Consider the following 24497-nt stretch of genomic DNA (forward strand, 5'->3'; position numbering starts at 1 on the left):
TTTCCTTACAGAACTTCAGGAGCTAGCGAGATGATCTTCATGTGGCTCTTGGCACGCAGTTCGCGCGGCACCGGCCCGAAGATACGGGTGCCGATCGGCTCCCGCTTGGCGTCGACGATCACTGCCGCGTTTTTGTCGAAACGAATGACGCTGCCGTCGGCGCGGCGGATATCGCTTGCGGTGCGCACGACGACGGCTTTCATGACGTCGCCTTTCTTGACGCGGCCACGCGGGATCGCTTCCTTCACGGAGACGACGATAATGTCGCCAACCGAAGCGTACTTCCGCTTGGAACCGCCGAGCACCTTGATGCACTGAACACGACGCGCGCCGGAGTTGTCGGCGACATCGAGATTTGTTTGCATCTGAATCATGACTGGCTGCCTTTTAGTTCTTGTCCAGCTGGCCTCAACCGAGGCCGCATGTCTCTCGGGTTTGGGTTCAGGCTGCCGACTGGTCGCTCACGACCACCCAGCATTTGTCTTTCGAAATCGGTGCGCTTTCCTGAATGAAAACGGTATCGCCGACCTTCACCTGGTTGTTTTCGTCGTGCGCCTTGTACTTTTTCGAGCGGCGAACGGTCTTTTTGAACAGCGGGTGCGTGAAGCGGCGCTCGACCTTGACCACGACGGTCTTGTCGTTCTTGTCGCTGACAACAGTGCCCTGCAGAACGCGTTTTGGCATGTTACTTCCCTTTTGCCGCAGCTTGCGCGGCGATCGTCTTGATACGGGCGATATCGCGGCGCACTTCCCGTACGCGCGAGGTTTTTTCCAGCTGACCCGTCGCTTTCTGGAAGCGCAGGTTGAACTGTTCTTTCTTGAGCGAGGCCAACTCGTCGGCGAGCTGATCGGCGCTCATCGCTTTTACGTCAGAGGCTTTCATCGCTTCACTCCTACTCGGCGATGCGCTGGATAAAGCGCGTCTTGACGGAGAGCTTCGCCGCGCCGAGACGCAGAGCCTCGCGCGCGATATCCTCGGCCACACCATCGATTTCGAACATCACGCGGCCGGGCTTTACCTTGGCCGCCCAATAATCGACGGACCCCTTGCCCTTGCCCATGCGAACTTCCGTCGGCTTCGACGTAACCGGCACGTCCGGGAAGATCCGGATCCACACGCGGCCCGCACGCTTCATGTGGCGGGTGATCGCGCGGCGAGCCGCCTCGATCTCACGTGCATTGACGCGGTTCGGTTCAAGCGCCTTCAGGCCATATTCACCGAAGTTCAGATCGGTACCGCCCTTGGCCACGCCATGGATCTTGCCCTTGAACTGCTTCCGGTACTTTGTCCGTTTCGGTTGCAACATTGCTTGTCACTCCAATTCCGTCGCGGCCGCTTACGCGTTTTCGCGGCGGCGGCTTGAGCCACCCTGGTTGTCATTTTCCGTCGCGCGGCGCTCGGATGCCATCGGATCGTGCTCGAGGATCTCGCCCTTGAATATCCAGACCTTGATCCCGCAGATACCGTAAGCGGTTTCGGCCTCGGCCGTTCCGTAATCAACATCGGCACGCAACGTATGCAGCGGCACGCGGCCTTCGCGGTACCATTCGGTCCGCGCGATTTCCGCGCCACCGAGACGCCCGGCACAGTTGATGCGGATGCCTTCGGCGCCGAGCCGCATCGCCGACTGAACGGCACGTTTCATCGCCCGGCGGAACGCGACGCGGCGCTCCAGCTGCTGCGCGATCGACTGCGCAACCAAATTGGCGTCAATTTCCGGCTTTCGCACTTCAACGATATTGAGGTGCGTTTCCGCCGTGGTGAACTGCGACAGCTTCTTGCGCAGCTTTTCGATGTCCGCGCCCTTCTTGCCGATGATGATGCCCGGACGCGCCGAGTGGATCGTCACGCGGCACTTCTTGTGCGGACGTTCGATCACGATCTTCGACACGGCGGCCTGCTTGAGTTCCTTCATGAGGTACTCGCGGATCTTCAGGTCTTCGTGCAGCAGCTGACCGTATTCGGCATCGTCTGCGAACCAGCGCGAGTCCCAGGTACGGTTGATGCCGAGGCGGAAGCCGACCGGATTAATCTTCTGGCCCATTATGCGGCCTCCCCTGTTTCCTCATTCTCACGCACGACGATCGTGAGATGCGAGAACGGTTTCTGAATGCGGCTTGCGCGGCCGCGGCCACGGGCATGGAAACGTTTCATGACGATCGACTTGCCGACATACGCTTCGGCAACAACCAGAGCGTCGACATCGAGATCGTGATTGTTCTCGGCATTCGCAATGGCGGATTCGAGCGTCTTCTTGACGGTCGACGCGATGCGCTTGCGTGAGAACGTCAGATCGGCAAGCGCCGAGTCGACCTTCTTGCCGCGGATCATGGCCGCAACCAGGTTGAGCTTCTGCGGGCTGACGCGGATCGTGCGCGTAACGGCGCGCGCCTCGTTTTCCGCCAGCCGGCGTGGAGCCTTGGGCTTGCCCATGGTTACTTCCTCTTTGCCTTCTTGTCCGCGCCATGACCGTAATAGGTCCGCGTCGGAGCGAATTCACCGAATTTGTGCCCAACCATGTCTTCGTTGACGGAGACCGGGATGTGCTTGGTGCCGTTGTAGACGCCGAAGGTCAGACCGACGAACTGCGGCATGATCGTCGAGCGGCGGCTCCAGATCTTGATAACGTCATGGCGGCCACTCTCGCGGGCCTTGTCGGCCTTCTTGAGAAGATAGCCATCAATGAACGGGCCTTTCCAAACTGAACGAGCCATAAGGCGTTCCTCTCTCGATTACTTCTTGCGCTGGTGACGCGAGCGCATGATGAACTTGTCGGTCGACTTGTTCGAACGGGTGCGCTTGCCTTTGGTCGGCTTGCCCCAGGGCGTGACCGGGTGACGGCCGCCGGATGTGCGGCCTTCACCACCGCCATGCGGGTGGTCGACCGGGTTCATCACGACGCCGCGAACATGCGGGCGGCGGCCAAGCCAGCGCGAGCGGCCGGCCTTGCCAAGATTGATGTTACCGTGGTCCGGGTTGGAAACGGCTCCGACCGTGGCGTAGCAAAGTCCGGAGACGAGACGCTGCTCGCCGGAGTTCAGGCGAAGAATCGCCATGCCTTGGTCGCGGCCCACGAGCTGCGCATAGGCACCTGCGGAGCGTGCGATCTGTCCACCCTTGCCCGGCTTCATTTCCACATTGTGGACGATGGTCCCGACCGGCATACGGCCGAGTTCCATCGCGTTGCCGGGTTTCACGTCGACATATTCGCCCGACACGACGCGGTCACCTGCCTGAAGCCGCTGCGGCGCCAGAATGTACGACATCTCGCCGTCATCATATTTCAGAAGCGCGATGAACGCGGTGCGGTTCGGATCGTACTCGAGACGCTCGACCGTCGCCTCGACACCCGCCTTGCGGCGCTTGAAGTCGATGATGCGGTAGGTGCGCTTGTGGCCCCCGGCGCGGTTGCGCGACGTCAGGCGGCCATGGTTGTTCCGCCCGCCGGACTTCGAAAGCCCTTCCGTAAGCGCCTTGACCGGCCCGCCCTTGTGGAGACCGGAACGGTCAACCGTCACGAGCTGGCGCTGGCCGGGCGACGTCGGTTTGAATTTTTTCAATGCCATAACAGTTTCCTCTCGGCCGCCCGCTTACAGTCCGGTCGCGATGTCTATGGAGTCTCCATCGACCAGCGTGACGACAGCCTTTTTCACGTCGTTCTGCCGGCCCGAGACACCGCGGAAGCGCTTCACCTTGCCCTTGCGGAGCAGCGTGTTCACCGCCTTGACCTTGACCCCGAAGAGAGCCTCGACCGCAGCCTTGATTTCGGGCTTCGACGCATCTCGAGACACGTTGAAGACAACCTGGTTGTTTTCCGACACGAAGGTCGACTTTTCCGTGATGACCGGCGAGACGATCACGTCATAGTGGCGAAGATCCGTCATTTGAACCGCTCCTCGAGAGCCTCAACAGCCGCCTTCGAAAGGACCAGCTTGTTGCGGCGCAGAATGTCGTAAACGTTGATACCCTGAACCGGCAGTACGTCGATGTGCGGAATGTTGGACGCGGCATTCTTGAAGTTGCTGTCCAGTTCCGCTCCGCCGATAACCAGCGCATTGTCCAGTCCGAGACCGGTCAACTGCTGCAGCAGGTTCTTGGTCTTGGCGTCCTTGGCGTTGAGTTCGTCCACCACGATCAGGTCGGACGATTTGGCCTTCGCCGAAAGTGCGTGACGCAAACCGAGCGCACGGACCTTCTTTGGAAGATCGGTGTCATGGCTGCGCGAGACCGGACCATGTGCCTTGCCGCCGCCGCGGAATTGCGGGGCGCGCGCCGACGAATGGCGTGCGCGGCCGGTGCCCTTCTGCTTGTACATCTTCGCGCCGGTGCGCGAAATCTCGGCGCGGCCCTTGGTCTGATGCGTACCCTGCTGGCGCTTCGAAAGCTGCCACAGGACGACGCGCTGCATGAGATCGGCGCGTGGCTCCAGACCGAACACGGCATCGGAGACCGAGACCGAACCCGACGACTTTCCAGCCAGTGTGGTTACCTTGATATCCATCATTCTGCCCCTTCGGCGCTTTCGGAAGCCGCAGCGGCTTCGACACCTGCACGCAATGCCGCCGGCTTCGGCGCATTGTCGGGAACGGCCGATTTCACCGCGTCGCGGACCAGGATCCATGCACCCTTCGAGCCGGGAACCGCGCCCTTGACCAGGATCAGGCCGCGCTCGCTGTCCGTGGACACGATTTCCAGATTCTGCGTGGTCACCCGGGTCGAACCCATGTGCCCGGCCATTTTCTTGCCCTTGAACACCTTGCCGGGGTCCTGGCACATGCCGGTCGAGCCATGCGAACGGTGCGAGATGGAGTTACCATGGGTCGCACGCCCGCCACCGAAATTGTGGCGCTTCATGACGCCCTGGAAACCCTTGCCCTGCGTCGTGCCTGTGACATCCACTTTCTGTCCCGCGACGAAATGCTCGGCAGTCAGCTCAGCGCCGATGTCGATCATGTTGTCCGGAGACACGCGGAACTCGGCCAACTTGCGCTTCGGCTCCACCGAGGCCTTGGCGAAATAACCGCGCAACGCCTTGGACGTGTTCTTCACCTTCGCGAAACCCGAGCCAAGCTGCACGGCGGAGTAGCCGTTCTTGTCCTCGGTGCGCTGCGCGACAACCTGGCAGTTTTCCATGCGGAGAACCGTAACCGGCTGCTGTTCCCCGGCGTCGTTGTAGACGCGGGTCATGCCCAGCTTCTGTGCTATAACTCCTGAACGCATTGGTTCATCCTTCCCCAATCCGGCTCGCTCAGAGCTTGATTTCGACATCGACACCGGCAGCCAGGTCGAGCTTCATCAGCGCGTCCACGGTCTGAGGCGTCGGGTCGACGATGTCCAAGAGGCGCTTGTGCGTGCGCATCTCGAACTGCTCGCGGCTTTTCTTGTCGATGTGCGGCGACCGGTTCACGGTGAATTTCTCGATCCGTGTAGGCAGCGGCACTGGCCCGCGCACGCTCGCGCCGGTGCGCTTGGCGGTCGACACGATCTCGCGTGTCGAGGCGTCAAGCACCCGATGGTCGAACGCCTTGAGGCGAATGCGGATATTCTGGCCGTTCATACGACTGTTCCTTATTCAAGAAGGAAAGCGCGGCAGCACTTGCCGCGCCTCCTCAATCCTTGTGACTTCGCCTTACTCGATGATCTTTGCGACGATGCCGGCGCCGACGGTGCGGCCGCCTTCGCGGATGGCGAAGCGCAGGCGCTCTTCCATCGCGATCGGCACGATCAGCTCGACATTCATCTCGGCGTTGTCGCCCGGCATCACCATCTCGGTGCCGTCCGGAAGCGTCACCTCGCCCGTCACGTCCGTCGTGCGGAAGTAGAACTGCGGACGGTACTTGTTGAAGAACGGCGTATGGCGGCCGCCCTCCTCCTTCGTCAGGATGTAGGCTTCCGCAACGAACTTCGTGTGCGGCGTCACCGAACCCGGCTTGCACAGAACCTGGCCGCGCTCCACGCCGTCACGCTCAACGCCCCGGATCAGCGCCCCGATGTTGTCGCCCGCCTGGCCCTGGTCCAGAAGCTTGCGGAACATCTCAACGCCCGTCACCGTCGTCTTCTTGGTATCGCGGATGCCCACGATCTCCACTTCCTCGCCGACATTGATCACGCCGCGCTCGACGCGACCCGTCACCACCGTGCCGCGCCCCGAGATCGAGAACACGTCCTCGATCGGCATCAGGAACGGCTGATCGACCGGACGCTCCGGCGTCGGAATGTAGTCGTCCACAGCCTTCATCAGCTCGCGGATCGCCTCTTCGCCGATCTTCTTGTCCGAATCCTCAAGCGCCGCAAGCGCCGAACCCTTCACGACCGGAATGTCGTCGCCCGGGAACTCGTAGGACGAAAGAAGCTCGCGCACCTCCATCTCGACCAGCTCCAGAAGCTCCTCGTCGTCGACCTGGTCGACCTTGTTCATGAACACCACGATCGCCGGAACACCGACCTGGCGCGCCAGGAGAATGTGCTCGCGGGTCTGCGGCATCGGGCCGTCGGCAGCCGAGACCACGAGGATCGCACCGTCCATCTGCGCAGCGCCCGTGATCATGTTCTTCACATAGTCCGCGTGGCCCGGGCAGTCGACATGCGCATAGTGGCGCGCATCCGTCTCGTACTCCACATGCGCCGTCGAGATCGTGATCCCGCGCGCCTTCTCCTCCGGCGCCGCGTCGATCTGGTCATAGGCCTTGAAATCACCGAAATACTTCGTGATCGCAGCCGTCAAAGACGTCTTGCCATGGTCAACGTGGCCAATCGTGCCAATGTTCACATGAGGCTTGTTGCGCTCAAACTTACCCTTAGCCATCTTTCATTCTCCGTCTTCTTTTGTCTCAGCGACAAAGTGAAATTCGTGGCCGGCCCGCGCTCAATCGCCGGCCGGCCGGTTCCCCCGCCCTCAAGCGTATTTCTTCTGGATTTCCTGAGCCACGGCCTGCGGAACCGCTTCGTAGTGGTCGAAAATCATCGTGTACTGAGCACGCCCCTGGCTCATCGAGCGAAGCGTGTTGACATAGCCAAACATATTGGCAAGCGGCACCATCGCGGTGATCACCTGGTCGATGTTCCGGCTCTCGGTGCCGGCAATCTGGCCGCGCCGCGAATTCAGGTCGCCAATGATATCCCCCATGTAATCTTCCGGAGTCACCACTTCGACCTTCATCACCGGCTCGAGCAGTTGCGCGCCTGCCTTCTGAGCGCCTTCGCGGAACGCGGCGCGCGCCGCGATTTCGAACGCAAGGACCGAGGAGTCGACATCGTGGTATGCACCGTCCAACAGGGTCGCCTTCACGCCCAGCATCGGGAAGCCGGCGAGCGGCCCGGAATCCATGACGGACTGGATGCCTTTTTCCACGCCCGGAATGTATTCCTTCGGCACATTACCGCCGACGATCTTGCTTTCGAAGACGAAGTCCTCGCCCTCTGGGTTCGGCTCGAAAACGATCTTGACGCGAGCGAACTGGCCGGAACCACCCGACTGCTTCTTGTGAGTGTAGTCGATCTCGGCTTCCCGAGTGATGGTCTCGCGGTAAGCCACCTGCGGAGCGCCAATATTGGCTTCCACCTTGAACTCGCGCTTCATGCGGTCGACGAGGATGTCGAGGTGCAATTCACCCATGCCCGAAATGATCGTCTGACCGGACTCTTCATCCGAACGAACGCGGAAGGAAGGATCTTCGGCGGCAAGACGATTGAGCGCGATGCCCATCTTTTCCTGGTCGCTCTTGGTCTTCGGCTCGACCGCGATCGAGATGACCGGATCCGGAAATTCCATGCGCTCGAGGATGACCGGCTTGAGCGGATCGCAGAGCGTGTCACCCGTGGTGGTTTCCTTCAGGCCGGCAATCGCGACGATGTCGCCCGCATATGCTTCCTTGATGTCTTCACGCGAATTCGAGTGCATCTGCAGCATGCGGCCGATGCGCTCGCGCTTTTCCTTCACCGTGTTCATCAACGAAACGCCGGTCTCAACCTTGCCTGAATAGATGCGGCAGAAAGTAAGCGAGCCAACGAACGGATCGTTCATGATCTTGAAGGCGAGCATCGAAACCGGCTCGTCGTCTGACGAAATGCGCTTGATCTCTTCTTCGGTCTTCGGATCGATGCCGCGGATCGCCGGCACTTCCGTCGGAGACGGCAAGAAATCGACCACGGCATCGAGAAGCGGCTGCACGCCCTTGTTCTTGAAGGCCGAGCCGCAGAACACCGGGAAGAACTCCACGTCGCAGGTACCCTTCCGGATCAGTGAGCGCAGCGTATCGTTGTCGGGCATCTCGCCTTCCAGGTACGCTTCCATGGCCGCTTCGTCGATCTCGACGGCGGCCTCGATCATCTTCTCGCGGAATTCTTCGGCCTTGTCCTGTAGTTCGGCTGGAATGTCGAGGACATCCCACTCGGCACCCAGGTTCTCCGACTTCCAGATGAGCGCCTTCATCTCGATCAGGTCGACGCAGCCGGCGAAGTCGCTCTCCGCACCGATCGGAAGCTGCATCACTACCGGCTTGGCACCGAGACGCTTTTCGATCATGTCCACGCAGCGATAGAAGTCGGCGCCGATCTTGTCCATCTTGTTGACGAAGATCATCCGCGGGACTTTGTACTTGTTGGCCTGACGCCAGACCGTCTCGGTCTGCGGCTCCACACCGGCATTGGCGTCGAGCAACGCCACCGCACCGTCAAGCACGCGCAGAGAGCGCTCGACCTCGATGGTGAAGTCGACGTGTCCCGGGGTGTCAATGATGTTGAAGCGCTTGCGCTTGCCGTCGCGGCCCGGCCAGAACGTCGTCGTCGCGGCGGACGTGATGGTGATGCCGCGCTCCTGCTCCTGCTCCATCCAGTCCATCGTCGCAGCACCGTCGTGCACTTCGCCGATTTTGTGGCTCTTGCCGGTGTAATAGAGGATGCGTTCCGTAGTCGTCGTCTTGCCGGCGTCGATGTGCGCCATGATGCCGAAATTACGGTAGTCTTCCAGCGGATATTCGCGAGCCATGGGAGGAGGCCTCTCTAACGATCTTTTCGAGTTACCAGCGGTAGTGCGAGAACGCGCGGTTGGCATCCGCCATCTTGTGCGTGTCCTCGCGCTTCTTGACCGCCGACCCGCGGTTGTTCGCGGCATCCATGAGTTCGCCCGACAGACGATCGATCATGGTGGTTTCGTTGCGTTTGCGCGCAGCAGAAATCATCCAGCGGATGGCCAGCGCCTGTCGCCGCTCCGGACGCACGTCGACCGGCACCTGGTACGTCGCACCACCGACGCGGCGGGAGCGGACCTCGACATGGGGTGCGACGTTGTCGAGCGCCTGATGGAACAGCTCGACCGGCTCCTGCTTGGTTTTGTCCGCGATGATATCGAAAGCGCCGTAGACAATCCGCTCGGCGACCGACTTCTTGCCGTCAAACATGATGGCGTTCATGAATTTCGTGACGATGACGTCCCCGAATTTCGGATCCGGGTTGATCTCACGTTTTTCTGCACTGTGGCGACGCGACATTTCGTTTTCTCACTTCTAGGCGGCGGCGCTCGGAACGGCCTGCCGCAATCCAGTTACTTCGGACGCTTCGCGCCGTACTTCGAGCGGCGCTGCTTGCGGTTCTTCACGCCCTGCGTGTCGAGCACGCCGCGGATGATGTGGTAACGAACGCCCGGAAGGTCCTTCACGCGGCCGCCGCGGATCATGACCACCGAGTGCTCCTGCAGGTTGTGGCCCTCGCCGGGAATGTACCCGATGACCTCGAAGCCATTGGTCAGGCGAACCTTCGCGACCTTGCGCAGCGCCGAGTTCGGCTTCTTCGGAGTCGTCGTGTAGACGCGCGTGCAAACGCCGCGCTTCTGCGGATTGGCCTGCAGTGCGGGCACCTTGTTACGCTTGACCGGAGCCGTACGGGGCTTGCGGATCAACTGGTTGACTGTAGGCATCAAGCCATCCTTCGTTCATTCACGCGCGTGAGCGCCAAAAACTGGTTCGCTTCAACATGCAACAGCGGGGCAAGCGGCCCGTGTCGGCCCTGCCCCAAAACGTCAGAGGAAGCACGAGGTGCTTCGTGAGATCGCAATGTATCAGCTTCGCTGTTCAGCCTTGTTTGAGACAAGCTCCGGGGCTCGGCGCCACCGAAAAGTCAATCTCACATTGGCTTGATGGGCGGCTTCTATACGCAACATCCTGACACGTCAAGCGAGTGCGGATGCTTTTTGCGCGATGGAACCCCCGAAAACATCGGAATGAATTTGTGAAATCTTCTTTCCCAAGCAGACGTTTTTCGAGAACAATCCTGCGACGGGGTCGGGTCCCGCTGTCCCGCGGTTCTCGCTTCGCACGGGGAATCGTGGTGAATAGCGCCAACAGACACCAGAAAGAGGCAACGAACATATGCCCGAAACAGAATCAGCGGATCAACCCGGCGTCTTCATCATCATCGGCCGCGTATGGCCGGGGAAGAACGGCCCGGAGGCCAAGGTACACATTCTTCTCGTCGCGCCGGACGACGATTCGGCCATCCGCGAGGCACTGAACGCGCTCGCCGAGCGCGGCTACGAGGAAGCGGAGTTCGATCAGATCGGGACGCTCGTCGATGCGCCGGATGAAGAACCCCACGCTTCCGCCTTTCAGGGCGCACTCGAAGGTGAAGTGGCAATTGTGACCTTCTCTGAGGCGCTCTCCGATGACGGGCCGCGGTTCGCTTCGCCCGACGAAGAAGACGAGGGCTACGATCCCTTCGCGGTTCTCAAGGACTGGAAACCCGACGCCTGACCCCTGGCAGCAAAAGAAAAACGCCGGACCTGAGGCCCGGCGTCTCGATCGTGTGAATAGCGAGCCTGCCTTATTCTGCGGCCTGCCCGGACGATTCCGACATGTCCGCGAGCATGGCATCCGCCGCCGCGGCATTGGATGCTTTGCGGCGCTCCTCGAGGATGAGGTCGTCGCGCGCGCTGGCAATGCGCCGGATCTGGTTCATCGTCCCGCCGGTGCCCGCCGGAATCAGGCGCCCGACGATGACGTTCTCTTTCAGACCCTGCAGCGTGTCGATCTTGCCGGCCACTGCCGCCTCGGTAAGAACCTTGGTCGTCTCCTGGAACGAGGCCGCCGAGATGAAGGACGGCGTCTGCAGCGAGGCCTTGGTGATGCCGAGCAGAACCGGATCGCCGACCGCGGGCTTCTTGCCCTCCTCGACGAGCCGCTCGTTGACTTCCTCCAGTTCGATGCGGTCGACATTGTCGCCCGCAATGTACTGGGACTCACCTGCATCCGTGATCTCGACCTTTTGCAGCATCTGGCGAACGATCACCTCGATATGCTTATCGTTGATCACCACGCCCTGGAGCCGGTAGACCTCCTGGATTTCATTCACGAGGTAGGACGCGAGCGCCTCCACACCCTTGACCGCCAGAATGTCGTGCGGCGCCGGGTTGCCGTCGAGAACGTGATCGCCCTTTTCGATCGTGTCTCCGTCCTGCAGATGGAACGGCCGTCCCTTCGGAATCAGGTATTCCGCAGGCTCCTGCGTTTCGTCATGCGGCTCGATGATGATGCGGCGCTTGTTCTTGTAGTCGCGGCCGTAACGGATCGTGCCATCGATTTCGGCGATGACCGCATGATCCTTCGGACGGCGAGCCTCGAACAGTTCCGCAACCCGCGGCAGACCACCGGTGATGTCCTTGGTCTTGGCGCTTTCCATCGGAACACGCGCGATGACGTCGCCCGGCTTCACATGGGCGCCCGGCTCGACCGACAGGATGGCGTCGACCGAAAGAAGGAAGCGCGCGTCGCCTCCCCTAGACAGCTTCGCCACCTTGCCGTCCTTGCCGAGCACGGCAATGCTCGGCTTGAGGTCGGCGCCGCGGGGGGTTGACCGCCAGTCGATGACGACACGCTTGGTGATGCCGGTCGACTCGTCGGCCGATTCCTGAACCGACAGACCGTCCACCATGTCCTCGAACGAGGCGGTGCCTTCCACCTCGGTCAAGATCGGCCGGGTGTACGGGTCCCACTCGGCGAGGCGCTGGCCGCGCTTCACCTTGTCGCCATCGTCGACCATGATCTTCGAACCGTAGGTGACGCGCTGCGTAGCGCGCTCCTCGCCCTTCTCGTCGCGGATGACGATCGCCATGTTGCGGCCCATCGCGATGAGATTGCCGTCCGAGTTGCGAACGACGTTGCGGTTACGGATTTCGACCGTGCCTTCGTAGGACGCTTCCAGGAACGACTGGTCGACCACCTGCGCCGTGCCGCCCATGTGGAAGGTCCGCATGGTTAGCTGGGTACCCGGTTCGCCGATGGACTGGGCAGCGATAACACCGACTGCCTCACCCATGTTGACCGGCGTACCGCGCGCAAGGTCGCGGCCGTAGCAGACGCCGCAGACACCCGTCTGCAACTCACAGGTCAGCGCCGAGCGGATCTTCACGGTCTGCACGCCGGCCTGTTCGACCGCGTCAACGTCCTTCTCGTCCACCATCGCTCCTGCAGCGACAATCACGTCCCCGGTTCCCGGGTGCACGATATCCTCGAGAATGGTGCGTCCGAGAATGCGCTGTCCGATCGATGCAACCACCTGGCCGGCGTCGACAATCGGCGACATGGTGAGGCCCTTCTCGGTGCCGCAATCCTTCTGCGTGATGATGCAGTCCTGCGCCACGTCGACGAGTCGGCGGGTCAGGTAACCGGAGTTGGCGGTCTTCAGCGCCGTATCCGCGAGACCCTTGCGGGCGCCGTGAGTGGAGTTGAAGTACTCGTTGACCGACAGGCCTTCCTTGAAGTTCGAGATGATCGGCGTTTCGATGATCGAACCGTCCGGCTTGGCCATCAGGCCGCGCATGCCGGCGAGCTGTTTCATCTGGCGCGTCGATCCGCGAGCGCCGGAACGCGCCATCATGTAGATGGAGTTCATCTGCTTCTGACGGCCGCTCTCGTCGAATTGAACGGCCTGGATTCCGGCCATCATCTCTTCGGTCAGCTTGTCGTCGCAACGCGCCCAGGCGTCGACGACCTTGTTGTATTTCTCGCCGAAGGTGATCAGCCCGTCATTGTACTGCTGCTCGTATTCCTTGGCGATCTTGTCCGTTTCCTCGACAATGCTCGTCTTGGACTCCGGAATCACCATGTCGTCCTTCCCGAACGAGATGCCGGCGCGGCAGGCATGGCTGAATCCGAGCGCCATGATGCGGTCCGCGAAGATAACCGTCTCCTTCTGGCCGCAGTGGCGGTACACCACGTCGATCATCCGGGAGATGTTCTTCTTCGTCATTTCCGTGTTGCAGATTTCGAACGGCACCTTGTGGTTCTTCGGCAGCAACTCGCCGATGATCATGCGGCCGGGCGTGGTCTCGTGGATCTGCGAAACCGGATTCCCGTCCTCATCGACTGTCTTGAAGCGGCCCTTGATCTTGGTGTGGAGCGTAACGATGTCCCGCTCGAGCGCATGGTGCAATTCGCCCATGTCGGAGAACACCATGTCCTGGCCGGGCTCGCCTTCCGCCACGATCGACAGATAGTAAAGACCCAGAACCATGTCCTGCGACGGCACAATGATCGGCTGGCCGTTGGCCGGGTGCAGGATGTTGTTGGTCGACATCATCAGCACGCGTGCTTCCAACTGCGCCTCGAGCGACAGCGGCACGTGAACGGCCATCTGGTCGCCGTCGAAGTCGGCGTTGAAGGCCGTGCAGACCAGCGGGTGAAGCTGGATCGCCTTGCCTTCGATCAGCACCGGCTCGAACGCCTGGATGCCGAGGCGGTGAAGCGTCGGCGCGCGGTTCAGCAGAACGGGGTGCTCGCGAATGACCTCGTCCAGAATATCCCACACCTCCGGCCGTTCCTTCTCGACCAGCTTCTTGGCCTGCTTGACGGTTGACGAATAGCCCTTGGCGTCGAGCCTCGCATAGATGAACGGCTTGAACAGTTCGAGCGCCATCTTCTTCGGCAGGCCGCACTGGTGCAGCTTCAGTTCCGGACCGGTCACGATGACCGAGCGCCCGGAATAGTCCACGCGTTTGCCGAGTAGGTTCTGGCGGAACCGGCCCTGCTTGCCCTTCAGCATGTCGGACAGCGACTTCAGCGGACGCTTGTTCGCGCCGGTGATGACGCGGCCGCGGCGGCCATTGTCAAACAGAGCGTCGACGGCTTCCTGCAGCATGCGTTTTTCGTTGCGGATGATGATCCCCGGCGCACGGAGTTCCATCAGGCGCTTCAGGCGGTTGTTGCGGTTGATGACACGGCGGTAGAGATCGTTCAGGTCGGAGGTCGCGAACCGGCCGCCGTCAAGCGGCACCAACGGACGCAGGTCCGGCGGGATCACCGGAATGACCTTCATAATCATCCATTCCGGGCGGTTCTGGGAGTCGATAAAATTCTCGACCACCTTCAGCCGTTTCATCAGCTTCTTCTGCTTCAGGTCGGACGTCGTGGTCGCCAGTTCTTCGCGCAGTTCGTTGGCGATCTTCGGCAGGTCCATCGACGCCAGGATTTCCTGGATCGCCTCGGCGCCGATCATGGCCGTGAACTGGTCCTCGCCGAACTCCTCGACAGCGAGCATGTATTCCTCCTCGGAGAGAAGCTGATGCTCCTTCAAAGAGGTCAGGCCCGGCTCGGTCACGATGTAGTTTTCGAAGTAGAGAACGCGCTCGATATCCTTCAGAGTTGTGTCAAGCAACGTGCCGATACGGCTCGGAAGCGATTTCAGGAACCAGATATGCGCGACGGGCGCGGCCAACTCGATGTGGCCCATACGCTCGCGCCGTACGCGCGACAGGGTGACTTCGACGCCGCATTTCTCGCAGATGATGCCTTTGTACTTCATCCGCTTGTACTTGCCGCAAAGGCATTCATAGTCCTTGATAGGGCCGAAAATGCGCGCGCAAAAGAGGCCGTCGCGCTCCGGTTTGAAGGTACGGTAGTTGATCGTCTCCGGCTTCTTGATCTCGCCGAACGACCACGAAAGAATCTTGTCCGGGCTCGCGATAGAAATCCGGATGGCATCGAAATTCTGGGCTGGAGCCTGAGGATTGAAAAGATTTGCAACCTCTTGGTTCATGCCATTCTCCTTGTGGGGCGTAACCCCGTTCAAAGCGCGGACACGGTCATCCGCCTGATAATTTTCAACGGTCCCTTCGGCTGAGCCGGCAGGGGACCAATCGGGACAGGACCGCCGGGCGGAAAGACCGCCCGGCGGAGCACCATTACTCCGCTGCGTCCGGAAGAGCCTGGGGCTCTTCTTCCGGATACTCGGCGCGTGTTGAGTCCAGCTCCACGTTCAGGCCGAGCGAGCGCATTTCCTTGACGAGAACGTTGAAGCTCTCCGGGATGCCCGCCTCAAACGTGTCATCGCCGCGCACGATCGCCTCATAGACCTTGGTCCGGCCGGCAACGTCGTCCGACTTCACGGTCAGCATTTCCTGGAGCGTGTATGCGGCGCCGTACGCTTCCAGCGCCCAGACCTCCATCTCGCCGAAACGCTGTCCGCCGAACTGAGCCTTGCCGCCCAGCGGCTGCTGCGTGACCAGCGAGTACGGGCCGATCGAACGCGCGTGGATCTTGTCGTCCACTAGGTGGTGCAGCTTGAGCATGTAAATATAGCCCACTGTCACCTGCCGGTCGAACTCCTCGCCTGTACGACCATCGTAGAGCGTCGACTGCGCGGTCTCCTTGAGGCCGGCCTTGGTCAACATCTCATTGATGTCGGCCTCGACCGCACCATCGAACACCGGGGTGGCGATCGAAACGCCGCGCTCGAACTGCTTTGCGACCTCGATCACGCCCGCGTCGTCCATCTTGGCGATGGGCTCGTTGCGGTTGTTGGCGGGAATAAGATCCTCGAGCGTCGCGCGGATTTCCTTGGCGTTGCCGCTTTCGCGGTAAGCATCCATCATCTCGCCGATCTTGCGCCCCATACCGGCACAAGCCCAGCCAAGGTGCGTCTCGAGGATCTGTCCGACGTTCATCCGGCTCGGCACGCCGAGGGGGTTGAGAACGATGTCGGCATGCGTTCCGTCTTCCAGGAACGGCATGTCCTCGATAGGCAGGATGCGGGAAACCACACCCTTGTTGCCGTGACGGCCGGCCATCTTGTCGCCCGGCTGGATTTTGCGCTTCACGGCAACGAAGACCTTGACCATCTTCATGACGCCCGGAGGCATCTCGTCGCCGCGCTGAACCTTCTCGACCTTGTCCATGAAACGCTGTTCGAGACGCTTCTTGGAGTCGTCGTACTGGTTGCGAAGCTGCTCGAGATTGTCCTGCTGCTTCTCGTTGGAAACCGCGAACTGCCACCATTGCGAACGCGGATAGCTTTCCAGAACTTCCTCGCTGAGCTTGACGCCCTTCTTGAAGCCCTTCGGTCCGGCAATCGATTCCTGGCCCTTCAGCATCTCGGCCAGACGGCCGTAGGTGTTGCGGTCGAGGATGGACTGCTCGTCGTCGCGGTCCTTCGCAAGACGTTCGATCTCCTCGCGCTCGATCGCCATGGCGCGCTCGTCCTTTTCAACGCCATGACGGTTGAACACGCGAACCTCGACAACCGTACCGAACGCGCCGGGCGGCATCCGCATGGACGTGTCCCGCACGTCGGAAGCCTTCTCGCCGAAGATGGCGCGCAGAAGCTTTTCTTCCGGTGTCATCGGGCTTTCGCCCTTCGGCGTGATCTTTCCGACGAGGATATCGCCCGGTCCGACTTCAGCACCGATATAGACGATGCCCGCTTCGTCGAGGTTCTTCAGCGCCTCTTCCGAAACGTTCGGGATGTCCCGAGTGATCTCTTCGGGCCCGAGCTTGGTATCGCGTGCCATGACCTCGAATTCCTCCAGGTGAATGGAGGTGAAGACGTCATCGCGAACGATCTTCTCGGAAAGGAGAATGGAGTCCTCGTAGTTGTAACCGTTCCACGGCATGAACGCGACGAGCACGTTACGCCCAAGCGCCAGATCACCGAGATCGGTCGACGGACCGTCCGCGATGATGTCGCCCTTACCGATCTGGTCCCCGACGCGAACCAGCGGACGCTGGTTGATGCAGGTGGACTGGTTGGAGCGCTGGAACTTCTGCAGCCGGTAGATATCAACGCCCGACTTCGATGCATCGAGATCCTCGGTGGCACGGATAACGATACGCATCGCATCCACTTGGTCGACAATTCCGCTGCGGCGTGCAGCGATCGCGGCGCCGGAGTCGCGAGCGACGATCGGCTCCATGCCGGTTCCGACAAACGGCGCCTCGGCGCGCACCAGCGGCACCGCCTGACGCTGCATGTTCGAACCCATCAGGGCCCGGTTCGCGTCGTCGTTTTCCAGGAACGGAATCAGGGCCGCGGCAACCGAAACGAGCTGTTTCGGCGAGACGTCCATCAGGTCGACGTTCTCGCGGGGCGTCAGCATCACGTCGCCGGCATGGCGGCAGATGACGAACTCGTTGACGAACGAACCATCGTCCCCGATTTCCGCATTGGCCTGGGCGACGTAGTGCTTGGCCTCTTCCATGGCGGAGAGGTAGACGACGTCGTCCGTTACCTTGCCGTCGACGATCTTGCGGTACGGGCTTTCGATGAAGCCATACTTGTTGACGCGCGCGAACGTCGCCAGCGAGTTAATCAGTCCGATGTTCGGGCCTTCCGGCGTCTCGATCGGACAGATGCGGCCGTAATGGGTCGGGTGAACGTCGCGAACCTCAAAGCCTGCGCGCTCGCGGGTCAGACCGCCCGGTCCAAGCGCCGAGAGACGGCGCTTGTGGGTAATTTCCGACAAGGGGTTGGTCTGGTCCATGAACTGCGAAAGCTGCGAGGACCCGAAGAATTCCCGCACTGCGGCAGCCGCCGGCTTCGCGTTGATCAGATCCTGCGGCATCACCGTATCGATCTCGATCGACGACATGCGCTCCTTGATCGCCCGCTCCATGCGCAGCAGTCCGACGCGGTACTGGTTTTCCATCAGTTCGCCCACCGAACGCACCCGGCGGTTGCCGAGATTGTCGATGTCGTCGATTTCGCCCTTGCCGTCACGCAGGTCGAGCAGCGTGCGCAGAACCTCGATGATGTCTTCCTTGCGCAATGTGCGAACGGTGTCCTCGACATCTAGGCCGAGGCGCATGTTCATCTTGACGCGGCCCACAGCCGACAAGTCGTAACGCTCGGAATCGAAGAACAGCGACTGGAACATCGCTTCCGCCGTCTCCATGGTCGGCGGTTCGCCCGGACGCATCACGCGGTAAATGTCGAACAGCGCATCCTGGCGGCTTTCGTTCTTGTCGACCGCCAGCGTGTTCCGGATATAGGCACCGATATTGACGTGATCGATATCGAGGATTCTGAAGCTGTCGTGGCCGGACTCCAGCAACACCTCGATCGTCTTCTCGTCGATCTCGTCGCCTGCCTCGAGGAAAATCTCGCCGGTCTCGAAATTGACGACATCCTCGGCCAGATACATGCCGAACAGGTCTTCATTCGTCGCGCGCAGCGCCTTGACGCCCTTTTCGGTCATCTGCTTGGCCTGGCGGGCGGTGATCTTCTTGCCGGCCTCGACGACCACTTCTCCGCTGTCGGCGTCAATCAGGTCGCCGGTGGCCTTCATGCCCTTCATCCGGTCGGCGGAGAACGGAATGCGCCAGCCTTCGCCGTCGCGCTTGTATTCGATAGCGTCGTAATAGGTCGAAAGGATTTCCTCGGCGTCGAGGCCGAGCGCCATCAGCAGCGATGTCACCGGGATCTTGCGCCGCCGGTCGATACGCGCATGCACGACGTCCTTGGCGTCGAACTCGATGTCCAGCCACGAGCCGCGATACGGAATGACGCGGGCCGCGAACAGAAGCTTGCCCGATGCGTGGGTCTTGCCCTTGTCGTGGTCGAAGAATACGCCCGGCGACCGGTGCATCTGCGAAACGATCACGCGCTCGGTGCCGTTGACGATAAAGGTTCCGTTGTCCGTCATGAGCGGCATGTCGCCCATGTAGACATCCTGCTCCTTGATGTCTTTGATCGACTTCGCGCCCGTGTCTTCGTCGATATCGAACACGATCAGGCGCAAGGTCACCTTCAGCGGCGCCGAATAGGTCAGGTCGCGCTGACGGCATTCCTCGACGTCGAACTTCGGCGCCTCGAACTCGTAACGCACGAATTCCAGCATCGACGAGCCCGAAAAGTCGGAGATCGGGAAGACCGACTTGAAGGCCGCCTGGAGGCCTTCGTCGCCACGTCCGCCCTTCGGTTCATCGACCATCAGGAATTGGTCGTAGGATGCTTTTTGAACCTCGATCAGGTTGGGCATTTCGGCCACATCGGGAATGTGACCGAAGAATTTCCGTACTCGCCTGCGTCCGTTGAAAGTACTGGACTGAGCCATTTCCGCTCCTCGTTGTCTGCCCGTTCGGGCCCGTGTCAAATAACGTTCCGCCTTGCGCGGATTTCAGATGCCCGAAGCGAAGACCCATGCATCCGGCCTTCAAGCTCCAGAAACGGTAAAAACCCGTTTCCGGAAACCGCCCCTGGCGGCCTCGGGAAATGGGTTCGGCGAAACCAGACATGCGACGGGCGGAGCAACCCGCCCGTCGCAGGCATGACTTACTTCATCGACGCCTTGGCGCCTGCTTCCGTCAGCTTCTTGACGATCTCTTCGGCTTCGCCCTTGGAGATCCCTTCCTTGACGGCCTTCGGAGCGCCCTCGACGAGGTCCTTGGCTTCCTTGAGGCCGAGGCCGGTGATGCCGCGGACTTCCTTGATCACGTTGATCTTCTGAGCGCCTGCTTCCTCGAGAACGACGTCGAATTCGGTCTTCTCTTCAGCCGGAGCCGCATCGGCTCCACCGCCAGCGGCGGCAGCGACTGCAACCGGAGCAGCGGCGGAAACGCCCCACTTCTCTTCGAGCATTTTCGACAGTTCTGCTGCTTCCAGAACGGTCAGGTTCGACAGGTCGTCGACGATTTTTGTCAGATCAGCCATTGTTCAATTTCCTTGCATTTATCAGGTTCGAACTGAGTTTCGATGGTTGGTGGAAGACAGCCTATGCCGCCTCGTCCTTCTGGGCATATGCGTTGAAAACGCGGGCAAGCTGGCCTGCCGGTGCGTTGACAACCTGTGCGATGCGCGTTGCCGGCGTGGAGATCATTCCCACCAGCTTGGCGCGAAGTTCGTCGAGCGACGGCAGGTCGGCAAGCGCCTTCACACCGTTGGCGTCGAGAACGGACGCACCGAGCGTTCCGCCGAGCAGAACGAGCTTGTCGTTCGACTTGGCGAATTCACTCGCGATTTTCGGAGCTGTGACCGGATCATCGGCATATGCGATGACCGTCTGACCTGTGAACAGGTCGGACATGCCCTCAGCTTCCGTGCCCTTGAGAGCGATTTTGGCAAGGCGGTTCTTCGCGACTTTCACGGTGCCGCCGGCCTCGCGCATTTTCGAGCGAAGCTCGCCCATTTGCGCGACGGTAAGACCCGTATAGTGGGCCACGACAACCGAACCCGCTTCATTGAAGACGGTATTCAACTGCGTGACGAATTCGCGTTTTTCCGCTCTATCCACTGCGTCTCTCCAGTTTGCAAACCCCGCCGAAGCGATGTCTGCGGTTGCCTTTGCCGCCAGGGCTCCAAACTGGACCACCCGACGACGCTCGAGGATCCTGCCCCCTTACGCCGGGTCGCAGACCGCGGCACAAGGCAATACGTTCGAACCTGAAAAATGCAGGCCTTGCGGCCGAAGTTCTTCAGGATCTCCTCGTCTCATGCAGGCTCATGACAATTAAGGCGAGCCACCTGCAATCTCGGACAGGCACCGGACCGGGGTCCGGCGATCCGACCCGGCGAACCGGATCGGAATTCTTTGCGACGGCCACCAGTGGCGGCCGTCATAACATCGGCGTCAGGCTTCCGCGCTGAGCGACGACGTGTCGATCTTCACACCCGGGCCCATGGTCGACGAAACCGCCATGCGCTTCAGATAGGTTCCCTTGGCGCCAGCCGGCTTGGCCTTGTTGACCGCCTCGGCGAATGCGCGAATGTTTTCTTCCAGCGCCTTGGCGTCGAACGAAGCCTTGCCGACACCGGCATGGACGATGCCCGCCTTTTCCACGCGGAACTCGACGGCGCCGCCCTTTGAGGCCTGAACGGCGGATGCGACGTCCGGCGTGACCGTGCCGACCTTCGGGTTCGGCATCATGCCGCGAGGACCGAGGACTTTGCCCAGACGGCCGACCAGCGGCATCATGTCCGGCGTCGCGATGCAGCGGTCGAAATCGATCGTGCCGCCCTGAACGATCTCGACGAGATCTTCCGCTCCGACGATGTCGGCACCGGCCGCCTTCGCTTCTTCAGCCTTGTCGCCGCGGGCGAATACCGCAACGCGGACACTGCGCCCCGTACCGTTCGGCAGGTTCACGACGCCGCGGACCATCTGGTCTGCGTGGCGCGGATCAACACCGAGGTTCATTGCGATCTCGACGGTCTCGTCGAATTTCGCCGTGGCGCGTTCCTTCACCAGCGAAACGGCTTCGGAAAGGGCGTAGGTCCTTTCGCGATCGATACCGTCGCGGACTTGCCGGGTGCGTTTGCCAAGCTTTGCCATTGTCTCAGCCCTCCACATCCAGGCCCATCGCACGCGCGGAGCCTTCGATCATGCGCATGGCTGCGTCCACATCGGCCGCGTTCATGTCCTTCATCTTGAGTTCGGCGATCTCGCGCACCTTGTCGCGGGAAATCTTGCCGGCACTCGACTTGCCCGGCTCCTTGGAACCGGACTTCAGCTTCGCCGCCTTCTTCAGCAGGTAGGACGCCGGCGGCGTCTTCGTCTTGAAGGTGAACGACTTGTCCTGGAAGTAGGTGATGGTGGTCGGAATCGGCGACCCCTTCTCCATTTCCTGCGTTGCGGCATTGAACGCCTTGCAGAATTCCATGATGTTGATGCCGCGCTGACCGAGCGCAGGACCGATCGGCGGCGACGGTGTCGCCGACCCTGCCGGTACCTGGAGCTTCAGCTGGCCTGCTATTTTTTTAGCCATTTGCTACTCTCTTTTTCGTCACATGCCGGCGTACCGGCGGTTCAAGAGTTGGTGGTGCGATCGAACGTCCGGCTAAGACGCCCTTTCTCCCACCGACATGCGGCTTGCACCGCTTCGGTCAGCCCTTCTCGACCTGACCGAATTCCAGTTCGACGGGCGTAGCCCGTCCGAAAATCGACACTTCGACCTTGAGGCGCGAGCGCTCCTCGTCGACTTCCTGCACCACGCCGTTGAACGACGCGAACGGACCATCCGAAACGCGCACCTGCTCGCCAACATCGAACGACACAGAAGGCTTGGGCCGCTCCACGCCCTCCTGGATCTGGCCGAGTATGTGCTCGGCCTCCTTGTCGGAAATCGGCATCGGCTTGTTGTCGGAGCCGAGGAAGCCTGTCACTTTCGGTGTGTTCTTGATCAGGTGGAACACGTCGTCGGTCAGATTGGCGCGCACCATCACATAGCCCGGGAAGAACTTGCGCTCGGCATCGACCTTGCGACCGCGGCGCACCTCGATCACCTTCTCCGTCGGCACCAGAATCTGCTCGAAATGATGTGAGAGCCCCTTCGCTTTCGCGGCCTCCTCGATGGAGTCGGCGACCTTCTTTTCGAAGTTCGAGTAGGCGTGAACGATGTACCAGCGAGCGGTCATGTACCGAGAATTCCGTATGTGTTGTTAGCGCGCGGGGCCGAAAACGACGTCGAAGACCCAGCTGTAGATTTGGTCGACCGTGAAGAAGAACAGCGATGCGATCAGCACCATCACCAGCACCATGATCGTGGAGATCATGGTCTCACGGCGTGAAGGCCACGTAACCTTCGCCGTTTCTGAGCGGACTTGCTGCAGAAAGGTAAACGGGTTGGTTCTTGCCATGGTATCCGGTTCCAGTGCGAGGCGAGCGCCCCGCGGCATCATTCAAGTGGCATGAAACAGCAATCTGGAGGCCAAAAAAGGGCGTTCGAAGCGCTTCACGCTTCTCACACCGCCCCACCAGCTATTCATGAATGCGCACCCGTCCAAAAAGAACAATACCAGCGCACGGCGTCACCTAAAGACGATTCCACGTAAAATCAAGAGGCCGATGATAAAAACTGGCAGGGGCAGAGGGACTCGAACCCACGACCTACGGTTTTGGAGACCGTCGCTCTACCAACTGAGCTATACCCCTATGGCTGCGCCACTGCGTCGCAACGGCGGGCTTATACATAGAATGGCTAGGCCATGAAAGCACGAAATTTGAAAAAATGGCGGCCTCCACCGCCCTTCCGATCATAGCCACGCCCGGAGACCGTCGGGCCGTTGTCCTCCCAAAAAAGAAAGGCGGGCCGAAGCCCGCCTTTCCGATTCGATCTCGAGTGATTTACTCGATGATCTTTGCGACGATGCCGGCGCCGACGGTGCGGCCGCCTTCGCGGATGGCGAAGCGCAGGCGCTCTTCCATCGCGATCGGCACGATCAGCTCGACATTCATCTCGGCGTTGTCGCCCGGCATCACCATCTCGGTGCCGTCCGGAAGCGTCACCTCGCCCGTCACGTCCGTCGTGCGGAAGTAGAACTGCGGACGGTACTTGTTGAAGAACGGCGTATGGCGGCCGCCCTCCTCCTTCGTCAGGATGTAGGCTTCCGCAACGAACTTCGTGTGCGGCGTCACCGAACCCGGCTTGCACAGAACCTGGCCGCGCTCCACGCCGTCACGCTCAACGCCCCGGATCAGCGCCCCGATGTTGTCGCCCGCCTGGCCCTGGTCCAGAAGCTTGCGGAACATCTCAACGCCCGTCACCGTCGTCTTCTTGGTATCGCGGATGCCCACGATCTCCACTTCCTCGCCGACATTGATCACGCCGCGCTCGACGCGACCCGTCACCACCGTGCCGCGCCCCGAGATCGAGAACACGTCCTCGATCGGCATCAGGAACGGCTGATCGACCGGACGCTCCGGCGTCGGAATGTAGTCGTCCACAGCCTTCATCAGCTCGCGGATCGCCTCTTCGCCGATCTTCTTGTCCGAATCCTCAAGCGCCGCAAGCGCCGAACCCTTCACGACCGGAATGTCGTCGCCCGGGAACTCGTAGGACGAAAGAAGCTCGCGCACCTCCATCTCGACCAGCTCCAGAAGCTCCTCGTCGTCGACCTGGTCGACCTTGTTCATGAACACCACGATCGCCGGAACACCGACCTGGCGCGCCAGGAGAATGTGCTCGCGGGTCTGCGGCATCGGGCCGTCGGCAGCCGAGACCACGAGGATCGCACCGTCCATCTGCGCAGCGCCCGTGATCATGTTCTTCACATAGTCCGCGTGGCCCGGGCAGTCGACATGCGCATAGTGGCGCGCATCCGTCTCGTACTCCACATGCGCCGTCGAGATCGTGATCCCGCGCGCCTTCTCCTCCGGCGCCGCGTCGATCTGGTCATAGGCCTTGAAATCACCGAAATACTTCGTGATCGCAGCCGTCAAAGACGTCTTGCCATGGTCAACGTGGCCAATCGTGCCAATGTTCACATGAGGCTTGTTGCGCTCAAACTTACCCTTAGCCAT

The 24497-nt window shown here is 60.9% G+C and carries 25 protein-coding genes, 1 tRNA gene and 1 pseudogene; 1 reads left to right on the forward strand and 26 read right to left on the reverse strand.

All coding sequences use genetic code 11. From position 1 onward, the window contains the following. Positions 1-5 precede the first annotated feature (5 nt). From rplN to rpsL, 16 genes are all read right to left on the reverse strand, one after another. Positions 6-374, reverse strand: coding sequence for a 50S ribosomal protein L14 (rplN, locus tag LC298_RS13215; RefSeq protein WP_131569952.1), 369 nt, complete (start codon positions 372-374; stop codon positions 6-8). A gap of 67 nt (positions 375-441) precedes the next feature. After that, positions 442-684, reverse strand: a complete 243-nt coding sequence (gene rpsQ, locus LC298_RS13220; protein ID WP_131569950.1) for a 30S ribosomal protein S17 — start codon at positions 682-684, stop codon at positions 442-444. A 1-nt stretch (position 685) separates the two neighbouring features. After that, complete coding sequence (rpmC, locus tag LC298_RS13225; protein WP_131569948.1) at positions 686-883, reverse strand: 50S ribosomal protein L29; 198 nt, start codon at positions 881-883, stop codon at positions 686-688. 10 nt (positions 884-893) lie between these two features. Next, positions 894-1307, reverse strand: coding sequence for a 50S ribosomal protein L16 (rplP, locus tag LC298_RS13230; RefSeq protein ID WP_131569946.1), 414 nt, complete (start codon positions 1305-1307; stop codon positions 894-896). Positions 1308-1337: 30 nt separating this feature from the next. After that, positions 1338-2045: a 30S ribosomal protein S3 gene (gene rpsC, locus LC298_RS13235; RefSeq protein ID WP_131569944.1), complete on the reverse strand. Its 708-nt coding sequence runs from the start codon at positions 2043-2045 to the stop codon at positions 1338-1340. Continuing rightward, positions 2045-2434 carry a 50S ribosomal protein L22 gene (rplV, locus tag LC298_RS13240; protein ID WP_131569942.1) on the reverse strand — a complete coding sequence of 130 codons (390 nt, stop codon included), beginning with the start codon at positions 2432-2434 and terminating at the stop codon, positions 2045-2047. The genes rpsC and rplV overlap by 1 nt, the downstream gene beginning before the upstream one ends. Positions 2435-2436: 2 nt before the next feature. Beyond that, entirely contained in the window at positions 2437-2715 is a 279-nt protein-coding gene (gene rpsS / locus LC298_RS13245) for a 30S ribosomal protein S19 (protein ID WP_131569940.1), read from the reverse strand. 18 nt (positions 2716-2733) lie between these two features. After that, on the reverse strand, positions 2734-3567 hold the full coding sequence (rplB, locus tag LC298_RS13250) for a 50S ribosomal protein L2 (RefSeq protein WP_131569938.1): 834 nt from the start codon (positions 3565-3567) through the stop codon (positions 2734-2736). Positions 3568-3591: 24 nt separating this feature from the next. Beyond that, positions 3592-3885 (reverse strand): 50S ribosomal protein L23, encoded by a 294-nt coding sequence (locus tag LC298_RS13255; protein ID WP_131569936.1) that lies wholly within the window; start codon positions 3883-3885, stop codon positions 3592-3594. Continuing rightward, on the reverse strand, positions 3882-4502 hold the full coding sequence (rplD, locus tag LC298_RS13260; protein WP_131570275.1) for a 50S ribosomal protein L4: 621 nt from the start codon (positions 4500-4502) through the stop codon (positions 3882-3884). The genes LC298_RS13255 and rplD overlap by 4 nt, the downstream gene beginning before the upstream one ends. Further along, a complete protein-coding gene (gene rplC / locus LC298_RS13265; RefSeq protein WP_131569934.1) occupies positions 4502-5221 on the reverse strand; it encodes a 50S ribosomal protein L3 in 720 nt (239 codons plus the stop codon). Before rplC ends, rplD begins: the two co-directional genes overlap by 1 nt. 28 nt (positions 5222-5249) lie before the next feature. Beyond that, a complete protein-coding gene (gene rpsJ / locus LC298_RS13270; RefSeq protein ID WP_072606015.1) occupies positions 5250-5558 on the reverse strand; it encodes a 30S ribosomal protein S10 in 309 nt (102 codons plus the stop codon). A gap of 72 nt (positions 5559-5630) precedes the next feature. Further along, positions 5631-6806: an elongation factor Tu gene (tuf, locus tag LC298_RS13275; RefSeq protein ID WP_131569911.1), complete on the reverse strand. Its 1176-nt coding sequence runs from the start codon at positions 6804-6806 to the stop codon at positions 5631-5633. A 90-nt stretch (positions 6807-6896) separates the two neighbouring features. Beyond that, entirely contained in the window at positions 6897-8987 is a 2091-nt protein-coding gene (gene fusA, locus LC298_RS13280) for an elongation factor G (RefSeq protein WP_131569932.1), read from the reverse strand. 31 nt (positions 8988-9018) lie between these two features. Continuing rightward, the gene (gene rpsG / locus LC298_RS13285; RefSeq protein WP_131569929.1) at positions 9019-9489 is read right to left on the reverse strand and encodes a 30S ribosomal protein S7; all 471 of its coding nucleotides are present in this window, start codon (positions 9487-9489) and stop codon (positions 9019-9021) included. A gap of 53 nt (positions 9490-9542) precedes the next feature. Then, a complete protein-coding gene (gene rpsL, locus LC298_RS13290; RefSeq protein ID WP_002964366.1) occupies positions 9543-9914 on the reverse strand; it encodes a 30S ribosomal protein S12 in 372 nt (123 codons plus the stop codon). A gap of 451 nt (positions 9915-10365) precedes the next feature. Here rpsL and LC298_RS13295 point away from each other — a divergent pair. Further along, positions 10366-10644 (forward strand): annotated as a pseudogene (locus LC298_RS13295) (transcriptional regulator); the annotation flags it as partial. A 172-nt stretch (positions 10645-10816) separates the two neighbouring features. Here LC298_RS13295 and rpoC read toward each other — a convergent pair. The 10 genes from rpoC to tuf (LC298_RS13345) form a co-directional block, all read right to left on the reverse strand. Continuing rightward, positions 10817-15025 carry a DNA-directed RNA polymerase subunit beta' gene (gene rpoC / locus LC298_RS13300; protein WP_131569927.1) on the reverse strand — a complete coding sequence of 1403 codons (4209 nt, stop codon included), beginning with the start codon at positions 15023-15025 and terminating at the stop codon, positions 10817-10819. 145 nt (positions 15026-15170) lie between these two features. Next, entirely contained in the window at positions 15171-19316 is a 4146-nt protein-coding gene (gene rpoB, locus LC298_RS13305) for a DNA-directed RNA polymerase subunit beta (protein ID WP_131569925.1), read from the reverse strand. Positions 19317-19534: 218 nt separating this feature from the next. Continuing rightward, positions 19535-19912 carry a 50S ribosomal protein L7/L12 gene (gene rplL, locus LC298_RS13310; protein WP_131569923.1) on the reverse strand — a complete coding sequence of 126 codons (378 nt, stop codon included), beginning with the start codon at positions 19910-19912 and terminating at the stop codon, positions 19535-19537. A 61-nt stretch (positions 19913-19973) separates the two neighbouring features. Further along, positions 19974-20492 carry a 50S ribosomal protein L10 gene (gene rplJ, locus LC298_RS13315; protein WP_131569921.1) on the reverse strand — a complete coding sequence of 173 codons (519 nt, stop codon included), beginning with the start codon at positions 20490-20492 and terminating at the stop codon, positions 19974-19976. A gap of 336 nt (positions 20493-20828) precedes the next feature. After that, positions 20829-21530, reverse strand: coding sequence for a 50S ribosomal protein L1 (gene rplA / locus LC298_RS13320; RefSeq protein WP_131569919.1), 702 nt, complete (start codon positions 21528-21530; stop codon positions 20829-20831). A gap of 4 nt (positions 21531-21534) precedes the next feature. Continuing rightward, positions 21535-21963: a 50S ribosomal protein L11 gene (gene rplK / locus LC298_RS13325; protein WP_131569917.1), complete on the reverse strand. Its 429-nt coding sequence runs from the start codon at positions 21961-21963 to the stop codon at positions 21535-21537. A gap of 118 nt (positions 21964-22081) precedes the next feature. Further along, entirely contained in the window at positions 22082-22612 is a 531-nt protein-coding gene (nusG, locus tag LC298_RS13330; protein ID WP_131569915.1) for a transcription termination/antitermination protein NusG, read from the reverse strand. A 24-nt stretch (positions 22613-22636) separates the two neighbouring features. Further along, on the reverse strand, positions 22637-22834 hold the full coding sequence (gene secE / locus LC298_RS13335; protein WP_131569913.1) for a preprotein translocase subunit SecE: 198 nt from the start codon (positions 22832-22834) through the stop codon (positions 22637-22639). Positions 22835-23053: 219 nt separating this feature from the next. Beyond that, a tRNA-Trp gene (locus LC298_RS13340) sits at positions 23054-23129 on the reverse strand. A 192-nt stretch (positions 23130-23321) separates the two neighbouring features. After that, positions 23322-24497, reverse strand: a 1176-nt coding sequence (gene tuf, locus LC298_RS13345; protein WP_131569911.1) for an elongation factor Tu, incomplete at its 5' end; no start/stop codon positions are given.

The organism is Oricola cellulosilytica (genome assembly GCF_019966575.1).
GTDB classification, from domain to species: domain Bacteria; phylum Pseudomonadota; class Alphaproteobacteria; order Rhizobiales; family Rhizobiaceae; genus Oricola; species Oricola cellulosilytica.